This window comes from Halanaeroarchaeum sp. HSR-CO, from assembly GCF_024972755.1.
Lineage (GTDB): Archaea > Halobacteriota > Halobacteria > Halobacteriales > Halobacteriaceae > Halanaeroarchaeum.
Window position 1 is genome coordinate 1,680,258 of the sequence record NZ_CP087724.1, and the last position, 12,185, is coordinate 1,692,442.

Annotated in this window: 12 protein-coding genes; 5 read left to right on the forward strand and 7 right to left on the reverse strand. The window is 60.8% G+C overall.

The window, feature by feature from the left end:
- From HSRCO_RS08660 to HSRCO_RS08685, 6 genes are all read right to left on the reverse strand, one after another.
- A complete protein-coding gene (locus HSRCO_RS08660) occupies window positions 1–1,887 on the reverse strand; it encodes a type II/IV secretion system ATPase subunit (RefSeq protein ID WP_259517244.1) in 1,887 nt (628 codons plus the stop codon).
- Between the two features lie 4 nt (window positions 1,888–1,891).
- Window positions 1,892–2,653, reverse strand: coding sequence for an ATPase domain-containing protein (locus tag HSRCO_RS08665; protein ID WP_259517245.1), 762 nt, complete (start codon window positions 2,651–2,653; stop codon window positions 1,892–1,894).
- Window positions 2,650–3,093: a flagellar protein G gene (locus HSRCO_RS08670; RefSeq protein WP_259517246.1), complete on the reverse strand. Its 444-nt coding sequence runs from the start codon at window positions 3,091–3,093 to the stop codon at window positions 2,650–2,652. The genes HSRCO_RS08665 and HSRCO_RS08670 overlap by 4 nt, the downstream gene beginning before the upstream one ends.
- A 1-nt stretch (window position 3,094) precedes the next feature.
- Entirely contained in the window at window positions 3,095–3,562 is a 468-nt protein-coding gene (locus HSRCO_RS08675) for a flagellin (protein WP_259517247.1), read from the reverse strand.
- Window positions 3,552–4,982 carry a FlaD/FlaE family flagellar protein gene (locus HSRCO_RS08680; protein WP_259517248.1) on the reverse strand — a complete coding sequence of 477 codons (1,431 nt, stop codon included), beginning with the start codon at window positions 4,980–4,982 and terminating at the stop codon, window positions 3,552–3,554. Before HSRCO_RS08680 ends, HSRCO_RS08675 begins: the two co-directional genes overlap by 11 nt.
- Window positions 4,983–5,200: 218 nt before the next feature.
- On the reverse strand, window positions 5,201–5,680 hold the full coding sequence (locus tag HSRCO_RS08685) for a FlaD/FlaE family flagellar protein (protein WP_259517249.1): 480 nt from the start codon (window positions 5,678–5,680) through the stop codon (window positions 5,201–5,203).
- Window positions 5,681–5,809: 129 nt separating this feature from the next.
- On the opposite strand from HSRCO_RS08685, the gene HSRCO_RS08690 reads away from it, so the two are divergent.
- From HSRCO_RS08690 to HSRCO_RS08705, 4 genes are all read left to right on the forward strand, one after another.
- Complete coding sequence (locus HSRCO_RS08690; RefSeq protein ID WP_259517250.1) at window positions 5,810–7,321, forward strand: hypothetical protein; 1,512 nt, start codon at window positions 5,810–5,812, stop codon at window positions 7,319–7,321.
- A 126-nt stretch (window positions 7,322–7,447) separates the two neighbouring features.
- Window positions 7,448–8,293, forward strand: coding sequence for an archaellin/type IV pilin N-terminal domain-containing protein (locus HSRCO_RS14610; protein ID WP_259517251.1), 846 nt, complete (start codon window positions 7,448–7,450; stop codon window positions 8,291–8,293).
- A 26-nt stretch (window positions 8,294–8,319) separates the two neighbouring features.
- On the forward strand, window positions 8,320–9,165 hold the full coding sequence (locus HSRCO_RS14615) for an archaellin/type IV pilin N-terminal domain-containing protein (protein WP_396266391.1): 846 nt from the start codon (window positions 8,320–8,322) through the stop codon (window positions 9,163–9,165).
- A gap of 32 nt (window positions 9,166–9,197) precedes the next feature.
- Window positions 9,198–9,983: an archaellin/type IV pilin N-terminal domain-containing protein gene (locus HSRCO_RS08705; RefSeq protein ID WP_259517252.1), complete on the forward strand. Its 786-nt coding sequence runs from the start codon at window positions 9,198–9,200 to the stop codon at window positions 9,981–9,983.
- A gap of 94 nt (window positions 9,984–10,077) precedes the next feature.
- Here HSRCO_RS08705 and HSRCO_RS08710 read toward each other — a convergent pair whose 3' ends face one another.
- Window positions 10,078–10,731, reverse strand: coding sequence for a hypothetical protein (locus tag HSRCO_RS08710; protein ID WP_259517253.1), 654 nt, complete (start codon window positions 10,729–10,731; stop codon window positions 10,078–10,080).
- A gap of 159 nt (window positions 10,732–10,890) precedes the next feature.
- On the opposite strand from HSRCO_RS08710, the gene HSRCO_RS08715 reads away from it, so the two are divergent.
- The gene (locus tag HSRCO_RS08715; protein WP_259517254.1) at window positions 10,891–12,129 is read left to right on the forward strand and encodes a HEAT repeat domain-containing protein; all 1,239 of its coding nucleotides are present in this window, start codon (window positions 10,891–10,893) and stop codon (window positions 12,127–12,129) included.
- The last annotated feature ends 56 nt before the right edge of the window (window positions 12,130–12,185 follow it).

Sequence of the window (12,185 nt, forward strand, 5' to 3'; positions counted from 1 at the left end):
TTAGAAGTCTCGGCGAGCCATCGTGAACGGGAGCCCCTCGACGCCGTCGCGCTGGAACGAGGCGACGGTATCGTTGAAGTCGTGATAGCCGATGAGGTCCTCCTGGATGATCCGCTCGATGATCTCCGTCCGGAAGTCCATCTCGTCGTAGATTTCTCGGGTATCCTCGTACCCGAGCAGCGTCGCGATCTGCTCTTCGAGAACGTAGGAGTTGTTTCGGCCCTGGAAGACGATCTCGTCCTCGACGGGGTCCCAGTAGAAGGCCTGCCGAGTGACGACCCCACCCATCTCTTTGGAGTAGCCTTCTATCTCCTGCACGCTGGTGACGCGACGAAGCACGTCGTTGCCCTGTTTGACCCGGTTCTGGAACAGCGCGACGTCCGCGTTGTCCATGAACGTCTCGGGGACGTCGATCGGTTCGCCGGTGAACCGCTGGATCATCGAGACGATGTCGCTGGCGTGGAAGGTCAGCATGACGGGGTGGCCGGTCTGGGCGGCCTGGAACGCCATCCGCCCCTCCTCCCCACGGACCTCGCCCACGATGATGTAATCGGGACGTGATCGCAGGGCTGCCGCGACCAGATCGAACATGTCGACGTCGGCGCTGTTCTCTCCCTGTCCCTCACGCGTGAGCAGTTGCTGCCAGGTGTCGTGGGGCGGAAGGACCTCCGCGGTGTCCTCTGCGGTGTATATCTTCGAGTCCCGTGGGATGAACGCCATGATGGAGTTGAGCGTGGTCGTCTTTCCGGAGGCCGTCTCGCCGACGACGAACACCGTCTGCTCGTTCTCGAGACAGAGCCACAGGTACGCGGCGAGTTCCGGTGAGAGCGTTCCCCACTTGGTGATCTGGCCGACCGACAGGGGCACCTCGTCACCTTGACGAATGGTGAGCGACGGCCCCTTCAGACTCACGTCGTCTGAGTAGATGATGTTGATACGCGACCCGTCGGGTAACGTCGAGTCGACGATCGGGTCGGAATCGGAGACCGGATCACCCATTCGTTCACCGATGTTGCGAAGCCAGTTGTCGAACTCCTCGGGATCCCCGAAGTCGACCGTCGTGCGGATGAGGCCGTAGGTCCCGTGGTCGACGTACGTCTGATGGGGGCCGATGACGTGGATGTCCTCGTTGAAAGGATCGCGCATCACCGGTTCGAGTGGCCCCAGCCCCACGATGTCGCGGTTGAGACGATATCGAATCGTGTCGTAGGTCGTATCCGAAACGGGGATACGGCCGTAGCCGAACGTCCGCTCGGCAGCCTCCTGAATGACCGGTAGTTTGGCACGCATCGCCTCGACGGCCTGCTTGGGCCGCCCGGCGATCGACCGTGCGCCGTCGAGGACGCCGCCGGTCGAGATGTCCGCCGAATCCATCGAGAGTTGTCCTCGGGAGGACCCACTGAGTTCGTTGACGAGGTCCTCGCTGGTCAGGTTCCTGATCGACGCGACGTCCATGTTCCGGAGCCGAGAGAGGAGGTTCCCGCCGGCATCGTTGGCAGCCACCCGAATAGTGTCTTCGAGGAGTTCTTCAATCCGATCGTCGTACTCGGCTTCGGCGGTCGGCGCGGTGTGCTTGACCGACTTCTCGAGGATGCGGGTACGCACTTCGTCGAAGACTGCAGCCTCGGGTCCCGAGAGTTCCGGTTCGATAGTGTAGTACTTGGTATCCTTTCCAACGTCGCCGTAGACGTGACAGAAGATCGGACCCCCGACGTTGTAGATGACGTTCGGTTTCCGGGCCTCCCACTCGTCGGACGGTTCCTCGATGAATTCGGGAAACTCGCCGGTGAACTGCTTGAACCGCTGAAGGTACTCCCGCAGGTGGGGATGGCGACTGGCGGCCTCGCGCAGTTCGTGTCCGATCTCCCGGGTTCCGTGATCTGCCATGATATTATGCGACGCTCCGACTCTCGATGACGATGCCAGTGCCCGACCGCACGGAGAAGCCCACCGAGTCACCGACCTGTTCGCCCATCCCGGCGAACCGGCGGACCTGGATCGAACGGCGGACGTCGTTGCCGACCTCGGCCATCTGCAGTTCCAGGAACACGTCCGCGATGGATCTGAACGGACCGATGGCCTCCTCGTCGACGGTCGATGGGTCGACCGTCAGGACGATAACTTTCCCCTGGGTAACGATGTCCCTGAAAAAGGAGATGATCTCGAGAGCGGCCTGGCGTTCTTCGTTCTGTCTGACGAGCGCTTCGAAGTTCGGATCGTTCCGCAGGATGGCGTCGAACGTGTCGATGACGATGACGTCGCCGTCCCACATCGCTTCGGCCTCCATCAGTCGTTTGAGGAGCTTCTTCCGGTCGGTGTTGTCGTCGCCACCCCGGAGTGCGCTCCCGCCGGTATCGACGTCGGCGTGCAAGAAGAGCAACCGTTCGTCCAGGAGGTGCTCTTCGACGCCGTAATCCAGCGAATGCATCTGGTCGATGAATCCACGAACCGTGAGTTCAGTCGAGAGGAGGGTAACCGAAGCGCCCTGGTCACAGAGGCCGAAGGAGAACCGCTGGCTCAGCGCGCTCTTGCCCGCGCCGTAGTCACCCTCGATGAGGACGATACTGCCTTGCGGGATCCCTCCCCCCAGTTCCTTGTTGAGGCGATCCCGTTCTTCCAGTCCGAGCGAGTAGAGGTTCTGTCGTTGGCTCATGTGCGGAACTCGAGCACCTCCCGATCACCGTCGATGTCGACGACGACCCGGTGATCGCCCGTGGCGAGATCCACGCCGGTGACGGTGAGTCGGATGACCGACCCTTCCCGCCACGTGTCCTGCTCGATGACGGTCGTCGAGACTGCCGTCCGGTACTGGCCATCGATCAGGACGTCAATCGTATCCGGATCGTGAGCGAGCGTGCCCGAACCGGTGTTCTTCACCAGGACGGTGACGTTGGAGCCATCGTAGGTCTGATTGCTCCCCGGATCGCTGATGATCTCGATGTCCGTTCGGATTTCGTCGCTCACATCGATGCTCCGGTCACCGAGTGCGTCGCTCAGCCGGTTCACCCCCGTCGTCATGGTCCCGGCGACGCTCGCGGCGACCAGCAACGAGGCGATGAAGATTATTAGCGTCTCCGAGGACACCGAGGCCATATCAGGAGACCACCTCCGTCGCCGCCACACCTCGATCCGAGACGACTTTCACCCGAAACGGTTTCGAGACGTTCTCGTGGACCACGAGGGTGAGGTTCTCGCCTGGCTGCCAGAGGTCGGTCCCGTTCGTCCCCGCCTCGATGGTTCCGTCGGCCGTCGAGAGGGTCCTCGACTCGAAGCCGTTCGTGTATGTGCCGTTCAGGAGCAGATCCGTTTTCGAAACGTGGAGGGTGCTCGCCCCGGCGTTCTCGACGGTGACGTTGACGTAGTCGGTCGTTCCCGAAGTGTTGTGCGTGATATTCACGATCGACACGTCGGTATTCTCCGTTTCCAGTGCCTGTTCTTGCTGAGTGAGAGTCGCATCGGATACCTGCTCGAACCCGTTCGCCGCGGAGGTGTACAGCATCCCAACGCTGGCGAACGCTGCGACCAGGAGGATGGCCGTCGAGGCACTGACGCTAAAACCCATTGCTCTCCAGGGTATCGAGTCGTTCGACGAACGTTCTCTCGAGTTGTCCGCCGGCCAACTCCTCGACGTACCCGAGACTCTTTCGGTGGTCGCTCATCGTGATATCCGTCGTTCCGAACTCGTCACGATAGAGGTACTCGGCGTCGGTGATTCCGAGAAGCACCTCCACGCAGTGATCGCGCATCGGTTCGCCGATCCAGCCGATACGCTCGTAGTAGTTGATCGCCCGAACCGCGTTCCGAGCGTCGTACGCGTCGACGAGGAAGTCCAACCACTCGAGGATGACCACGTCGGCGAGATATCCATTCGGGGGGCGTTCGAGATGCGGACTCTCGCCCGCAGCCGTCACGTGTGCGGCCCCGAACTGGAACTCGGATCCCGATTCCGCCTGGTCGGCGGGTCCGTCTGCAGCAACTGTACTCTCGGGGGCGGGGTCGTCGTGGATCTCCTCGTCTTCGACCTCGAACGAATCCTCGCCCATGGCCTCGGTTGGTTCCATCCCGGCGTCAGCGTCGGGTTCGTCTTCCTCGCCAGTGAGGTCGTCTTCGATGAACAGATCTCCGGGTTCGTCTTCCGTTTCGTCTTCGACGTCGAGGTCCGCATCCATCGAATCATCCGGATCGTCCCCGTCGTCGAGTTCGTCCGCCCAGTCCGCCTCGCCGGACTCGTATTCGGCTTTCAGTTCCTCGAACGACGTGCCACCGCCACCCGAATCGTCCGAATCGTCGTCCATCGTCTCGAGGTCGTTGTCCATGCTTTCGTCCATCATGTCCTCCATCCCGTCCATGTCGCCGAGGTCGTCGTCCCCGTCCTCGAACTCGTCCATCCCGTCCATGTCGCCGAGGTCGTCGTCCCCGTCGTCGAACTCGTCCATCTCGTCCATATCGCCGAGCTCGTCGTCCCCGTCGTCGAACTCGTCGTCGAATTCGTCGAATGCGTCGTCGTCGAAGAAGTCTTCGGCCTCGGCGTCGGCGATGTCCGAATCGAGGTCCTCGTCCGCCTCCTCCGCCGTCTCATCCTCGTCGGAGTCGAATAGCCCAAAACTCCCCGCGTCTGCATCCATTCCAGCGCCCGTGCTCACGTCGTCGACGAACGGATTGACGCCCCGAGTCACCATCTCGTATATCTCGAGGAGTTTGCGCACGTTCTCCTCGACGTCGTCGACCTTCTCGCTGATCTGTTCGTTCTCGCTGCGGACGGTGTTCGCGGTAGAAGAGACGTTCGCTATCTCGCTCTCCAGCTCCTCGATCCGATGTTCGAGTTCCGACGAAGAGGACCCACCGGTATCCTCCATCTCCTCCATCCCACCGAAATCGTCGTCGAAGTCGTCCATGCCGAACTCGTCGTCTTCCATCGCGAACTCGTCGTCGCCACTCTCCTCCGTCTCGGATTCCTCTCCCCCGCCCAGCCAACTCGCCATTCCGACCGCGAATACACCGAAAGAAAATATCATCGAGATGGATGGAGGGATATCGACCAGTACCATTGAGCGAATATGGCGCGTGCGTGGTAATTAATCTTCGGCAAATCTGTAATATTGAAGACCGTTACGCGCGGCGAATGGCCGGTTATACGTGACAGTTTGTGACGTATCACCAGCAGATGTGTCAGTAGGTATTTACTTAGGGCCGGAAATCGTCATTTCGGGGCCATCGATGCCAGGCGGGCGACGTAGACGAGACTCAATACGTGGTCGGTCGTCTCGAGATCCGTCGTCGAAGTCTCGCGCGCGACATCCCGAAAGGCGCGAACGTGGTCACGAAGTTCTTCGGCGACGTCGCCGCTGATCCAGCCGATCTTCTCGTAGTATTCTAGCGCTTCGAGGGTCCGTCGCACGCCGGCGCGCCTGAGCACGAAATCGAGCCATTCGAACAGCGTCAATCGACCGGCGTACTGGTCCGGAATCGACGTCAGGTAGGGCCGGTCGAGGGTGGTCGGGTCTGCACCACTCTCGATTCGGACGAGTTCTTTCACCTGGTCGGCCTTCACCGTCGCGGCCGATCCGGTGTCGGCTGCCGATATCCGGGAACGGAGGTCTTCGAGCTCGCGCGAGTCGAGTTCTTCACGGGCGGCACGACGGAGGTCCTCGGGGTCGTAGTCACCTGGGTTGATGGTCATAGTGGGAGAGCGGTGTTGGTGAGTCCGAGGGCCGGGGTGCACTTAACTGTTCGAGGCTCACGTGGCACCGATACCACGTGCGAATCACAGCACAATGATGAAGCCCCCTCGGTCTCGATAGACAGACGAATGGATCGGATCGTCGGGACGATACTGCTCGTCGGTATGCTCATCGTATCGTCTGTCGCCGCATCGGGGGTCGTCGGTGCAGCCGAGGAAGGCCCAACCATCGCGGTCGACGTGAACGGCGAGCACATCTCGGATGGTGCTCGGGTCGTCGTCGCCGAGGGTAATCTGACGGTACACGTCGATGCAACCGAAGCCCTCTCGACGGTCGTCGTCCGCGTCGGCGGCGAGGAACTCGGGCCGTTCTACCCGGACGGGACCTCCTTCGAGCGGTCCTTCGAACCTGATCTCCACGGCGCGGACAACGAGATTCGCGTCATCGCCACGGACGACGCCGATCGAACGAGTAGTTATCGAGCGACGGTGTACCGCGATTCGATCGCACCGCATATCGGTCTGTCCGAACCCTTCTCCGTCGAGCCGGGCCACGCGTTCCCCGGCAACCATACGGTCGAGGCCGTGAACCTCACGCTCAACGGGACGGTGACCGACGAATCGAACGTCACCGACTTCCAGGCCCGCATCGACGGCGACGGCGTCGTCCAGGCCACACGACTCGAGAACGATTCGTCGTTCGACCTGAACACGACCCTCGGAGTGGGTACCGCGAATCTCACGATCCAGGCGACCGACGAGTATGGAAACGAACGACGAGTCAGGACGATGCTGATCGTCGAGGACGAGGCGGACCCGACGATCGAGATCCGCGGCTGGCGCGACGAGAGCAGACACCCCGTCACCGTCCAGGTCCACGCATCCGACGACGTGGGACTGCACTCGCTGACCGTCGACCCCGATCGCCAACCACAGCGAGACCTGATCGAGCCGTCCTACGACCTCTTCGACCAGGGCCGACACGACGTCGTCCGGAACGTGACCCTCGATTTCAGATACGATAGCGTCTACAACGTCACGTTCACTGCCAAGGACGTCGAGAACAAGACGACCGAGGTGACGAAGACCATCGCGTACGACCCGATCACGGAAGCCGAAGCGGCAGCCCCGGCAATCCAGGTGAACGAGAACGAGAGCGGCATCGTCAACGACGGCACCTATCTACTCGACGCCGCGGCGACGAACGGGTCGATATCGAAGGTCACCGTGGAGTCGGAGACGGTCCCAGGGGGGAACGTCACCGCCCACTCGGTGATCTACGACGGGCCCGAGCGATCGAACGTCACCATCTACGAGCGGATCGCCCTCGAAGAGGGACGAAACGTCATCCACATCCGCGCGACGGACACGTTCGGCGTCCAGCACGAGCGGACGATTCGGGTCGATACGGACAACGATTCCCACTGGCTAGCGACGACACCGACGACCACCACAAATGAATCGCCGAATACCACGGATACTGTGACGACCGCGACTCGAGTCGCAATGGAGTCCACCCCCGTCCAGGAGGACCCGTTGACACCGGTCTCGAAGACGAGTGTGCCGCTGTCACCAGTGCTCGTGGTACTCGCCGTCGTGGCCATCGCTATCGTCCTCGGTCGACGATCGAAAATCGAGTAATCAGCTACGAGAAGCGGTCAGCGGCCATTATCGCAGTCGATAACCGGCCCCAAATGCTCTTATAGGGGATTGGAGAACCATCTGGTAAGCAAGCGCCATAGCCGGTGCTTGTCCGCATACCAAACCATGTTCGAATTCATTACGGACGAAGACTCCCGCGGTCAAGTGGGGATCGGGACGCTCATCGTGTTCATCGCGATGGTCCTGGTCGCCGCCATCGCCGCTGGCGTCCTCATCAACACTGCCGGCTTCCTCCAGACGCAAGCGGAGGATACCGGTACGGACAGTACAGATCAGGTCGCGAACAACATCAACGTCATCGGCGCGGTCGCCGACGTGAACGACCCTGTCGCGATCAACGACTCCACGAACGGCGGCTCGATGGATAATCTGACATCGTACTACGACGACTCCGACAAGCCGGAAGCGTACGAAGTCAGATTGACGGTACAGAAATCGCCTGGTGCAGCAGACGTTGATCTCTCTGGACTAACGATCCAGTACGTCGGCCCGAACTCTTTCGATAACCTCGTGCACGCGAGCACCCAGGCGAACGAATCGGGCTCACCCGATGATAACGAGTTCAGTAGTGTCTATCTCGTTTCGGCAGTGACCGCAGAAACGGAAGACGACACGGTCATGACGGCCAAGAGTGACCGCTACGAGATAGTCATCCCCACCGGGACGTACTGGAATCACTCGGTGACACGGAATGACACCGATAACACGCAAGGGGCATTACTGACGAACGCCACTGGCGAGACGGCTGTAGCGACAGAGCAGTACGATTCTGAGACCGACATCGACGTTGATCTCAACAGTACGCATCTGGACAACACCGTCCTCTCGCGGCTCGGCGAGAGTGATAATCTCGAGATCACAATCACCACCGAGTCCGGGTCACAGCGGTACGTGAACCTCCAGGTCCCCGACTCGCTCGTCGGTGACGAAGGCGGCACCGTCCAACTCTAAGGATACCCCACAGCACATCACAAATAATGTTTGAATTCATCACTGATGAAGACGAACGCGGGCAAGTCGGGATCGGGACGCTCATCGTGTTCATCGCGATGGTCCTGGTCGCTGCCATCGCCGCGGGCGTCCTCATCAACACTGCCGGCTTCCTCCAGACGCAAGCCGAAAATACCGGCACCGACAGTACAGATCAGGTCGCGAACAACATCAACGTCATCGGCGCGGTCGCCGACGTGAACGATCCGGTGCTCGTCAACAACACGTTCGATCCAGATAGTTCCAATAGCCTCAACTCCACGTACGCAGACTCGGACTCGCCCGATGCATACGAACTCAGGCTGACCGTTCAGAAATCGCCAGGAGCGGCTGACGTCGACCTCTCGGGACTGACGATCCAGTACGTCGGTCCCAACTCCTTCGACAACCTCGTTCACGCGGGCACCCAGCTGAACGAATCTGATCAGCCTGAAGACGGAATATTCAAGAGCATCTACCTGGTTCAGGCTGTGACAGCCGACACGGAAGACGACACGGTCATGACGTCCAAGAGTGACCGTTATGAAATCGTCATCCCGACCGGGACCTACTGGAACCACACTCTCGATCACGAAGGCGAGAATGCTGGACCAGGAGTGCTGGTCAACGAGTCAGGTACCGACGGGGTCGTCTCAGTGGAGCAATACGCGAACGAAGACGACATCGACGTCAACATGAGTGCGCACAGCTTCGATAACACGAACCTCGAGCGGTTGAGCGAGAGTGCGAATATCGAAGTGACCATCACCACCGAATCCGGTTCACAGCGCTACGTGAACTTGCAAGTCCCCGACTCGCTCGTCGGTGACGAAGGCGGCACCGTCCAGCTCTAAAATCAACCCACAAACAATACAATAGTAATCCAATGTTCGAATTCATCACAGACGAAGACGAACGCGGGCAGGTCGGGATCGGGACACTCATCGTGTTCATCGCGATGGTCCTGGTCGCCGCCATCGCCGCGGGCGTCCTCATCAACACCGCCGGCTTCCTCCAAACGCAAGCAGAGGATACCGGCACAGACAGTACAGATCAGGTCGCGAACAACATCAACGTCATCGGCGCGGTCGGCGAAGTTAACGAACCGAATGTGAGCAGTGCAGAAGACATCAATAGAACGGTCGTCTACGAGATGCGCCTGACCGTTCAGAAGTCACCTGGTGCTGCAGACGTCGACCTCTCTGGGCTCTCGATCCAATACGTGGGCCCGAACGGCTTTGGTAACCTCGTCCATGTGAGCCAAGGTGAAGAGGCTGAAAACCGGACGAACGCGTACTTCGTGAACGCTGTCACCGCCGAGACCGAAGAGGATACGGTGATGACCCAGAAGAGTGACCGGTACGAGATCATCATTCCGACCGGAACATACCTGAACAACACCGGCGGAGACTCGCACGTTGAGGTCTTGAACGCATCTGTCGACAGTGGTAATGCAGTGAACGTTACGGACGAGACCTATGGATCCGAAGCAGACATCGAAGAGAACCTGCAGTCCTTGAGCTACAACGTCGACAACACGGAGCTCGACCTCCTCACGGAGAGCGACAACGTCGAGTTGACGATCACCACCTCCTCCGGCTCACAGCGCTACGTGAACCTCAAAGTCCCCGATTCGCTCGTCGGTGACGAAGGCGGCACCGTCCAGCTGTAAGGACGACCAACCCTCCGATTTTCCGATTTATCGAATGGGATAGAGCAGGCTAGCTCGCGGCCTACCCGCGGAAAATCAGACGTACAGTTCCGGCTTATTCGCCGTCCGAATCCGAAAACGTCGTCCCGTTATCCATCGCGTCCTCGAGAGCCTCGTCGAAGTAGCCACTCGCGAGGACCTTATTCACAATCTCAGCCCCCGAGAACTCCTCGGCGTTGTACTGTCGGATCCACTCGCGTTGCACCAGATAGCCATCCGGTTGCTTGGCCGCCTCGCTCGGGTTGTCGATGCGCGCGTGGACCACCGACCCGCGCTCGCCGTTCTGTGCGACGTATTCCGAGAACATCCGGATCATCTGGCCGACCTCCCGGACGTGCTGACGCTGCGGGGGGACGTCCTCCACCTCTTTGGCACGCGTCCGATAGTTGACGGCGATGACGTCCTCTTCGTCGAAGAACCGGAAGCGGGTGACGTCCAGGCGACCCTCCTCGGGCCCGCTCTCCTCGAGGATGTAGTGGAATTCCGCGAGCGTCGCCTCGCCGTCGTCGTTGGGTTCGGTAGGCGCGATCTCCCGGCCGTCTGCCGAGTCACCCATCAGCCCGTAGCCAACGCCGACGGCTGTCCCAACACCGATACCCGCGATTCCAGCGATCAGTGTTCGACGCGAAACCGGAAGCCCGCCACCCGAGTCCGCCGAAGGGTCGGCGGACTGTGAGGCCCCGTCCACGGGGCCGTCGTCCTCTGTCATACCGTCGCCTAGGCAACGACGACTATATGGTCCTTGGGTCATCGCTCGCAGCGCGAGCATCGATTCAACCGTCGTGGGACGGGGCCGGACAGCAGTTCAGTGGAGAATGGTTCACTGCCACCAACACCGACTTATACGATATCCTCGTACATTCACGAAGTGCCATCCCTCTTCGGTCTCGAACGCGACAAGGACGTCGAGACGCTCCGAGAGCTGCTCACGTCGAGTGACAATCCCACGATCCGCAAGCGGGCCGCGGAGATCCTCGGCAATCTCGACGAGACGGGCCAGGACGGGATCGAATCGCTCGTCTCGGCAGTGCAAAACGACGACAACGAAGCCGTCCGGGCAGCGGCGATCGACGCGCTGACCTCCTTAGAGGCCATCAACGCGCTCCTCGCTGCACTGGGACGGGACGTGCCCGACAGCGGCGCGGACTGGGCGAAAGCGGAGACGTTCGTCCGCGATCTGAACGCCGAGGCACCCGAACTCCGGATGGCGGCCGCGAACGTGCTGGGCCAGATCGGGAGCGAGAACGCCGTTCGACCGCTGGTGGCCGCGTTAGAAGACGCCGATCCACGGGTTCGAGCGCGAGTCGCCCGGGCCATCGGCCAGATTCGAAATCCAACGGCTGCGGGGGCACTCGTCGATCACCTGCACGGCGAACCGTTGCCGGTGAGGCGGGAGGTTGCGGACGCGCTGGGCTATCTGGGCGGGGACGACGCCCTCGAGGGATTGCTCTCGATCGCCGACGACGAGAACGAAGTGATGCGGCGGACGGTCGCCACCTCACTCGGGCGGTTCGGTGATGCGAGACCGATCGAGACGCTGGTGGATATGCTCGGTGACGAGAGCGACCTCGTCCGTCGGGGAGCGGTGTTCTCGCTCATCGAAATCCTCTCGAACGTCGATTCCTCGAAGAGCGACGAACTCAGACAGTCGATCGTCGACCGGATGAGCGCCAGTGACGACCCGAGTATCGTCGAATCCCTCGCGGAGATCGTCGACGAAGGGACACAACTCCACCAGCGACGAAACGCCGTCTGGATGCTGGGGCGGGTCGCCGGCGAGCAAAGCGAGAAGCCAGCGATCGAGGCGCTCATCGGCGTCTTGGACGACGAGGACCATTTGATACAGCAGTTCGCCGCGACCAGTCTCGCGGAAATCGGTGGTCGCACCGTCGAGACGGCGCTGCTGACTGCCATCGACGAATCGACGTCCGAGGACACGGTCGCGATGGCCGCGTACACCCTGGGGAAGGTCGGTGGCGACCGATCGAAACGCAGACTCGAACGGCTGGTCGACGACACCGAAAGCGAGGAGGTCCGAAGCCGCGCCTTCTCGGCCATGTCGAAGATCAGGTCCGAACCCGACGATCTCGGTGATATGAATTTCTGATAGTTCGACGATGACTCCGGGTAAAGCGTTATATAGCGAACCCGTGAAGCATAGAG

Excerpts from the sequence above, each read along its gene's own strand:
- HSRCO_RS08660 (WP_259517244.1), bottom strand. The coding sequence starts at position 1,887 with ATGGCAGATCACGGAACCCGGGAGATCGGACACGAACTGCGCGAGGCC.
- HSRCO_RS08665 (WP_259517245.1), bottom strand. The coding sequence starts at position 2,653 with ATGAGCCAACGACAGAACCTCTACTCGCTCGGACTGGAAGAACGGGAT.
- HSRCO_RS08670 (WP_259517246.1), bottom strand. The coding sequence starts at position 3,093 with ATGGCCTCGGTGTCCTCGGAGACGCTAATAATCTTCATCGCCTCGTTG.
- HSRCO_RS08675 (WP_259517247.1), bottom strand. The coding sequence starts at position 3,562 with ATGGGTTTTAGCGTCAGTGCCTCGACGGCCATCCTCCTGGTCGCAGCG.
- HSRCO_RS08680 (WP_259517248.1), bottom strand. The coding sequence starts at position 4,982 with ATGGCGAGTTGGCTGGGCGGGGGAGAGGAATCCGAGACGGAGGAGAGT.
- HSRCO_RS08685 (WP_259517249.1), bottom strand. The coding sequence starts at position 5,680 with ATGACCATCAACCCAGGTGACTACGACCCCGAGGACCTCCGTCGTGCC.
- HSRCO_RS08690 (WP_259517250.1), top strand. The coding sequence starts at position 5,810 with ATGGATCGGATCGTCGGGACGATACTGCTCGTCGGTATGCTCATCGTA.
- HSRCO_RS14610 (WP_259517251.1), top strand. The coding sequence starts at position 7,448 with ATGTTCGAATTCATTACGGACGAAGACTCCCGCGGTCAAGTGGGGATC.
- HSRCO_RS14615 (WP_396266391.1), top strand. The coding sequence starts at position 8,320 with ATGTTTGAATTCATCACTGATGAAGACGAACGCGGGCAAGTCGGGATC.
- HSRCO_RS08705 (WP_259517252.1), top strand. The coding sequence starts at position 9,198 with ATGTTCGAATTCATCACAGACGAAGACGAACGCGGGCAGGTCGGGATC.
- HSRCO_RS08710 (WP_259517253.1), bottom strand. The coding sequence starts at position 10,731 with ATGACAGAGGACGACGGCCCCGTGGACGGGGCCTCACAGTCCGCCGAC.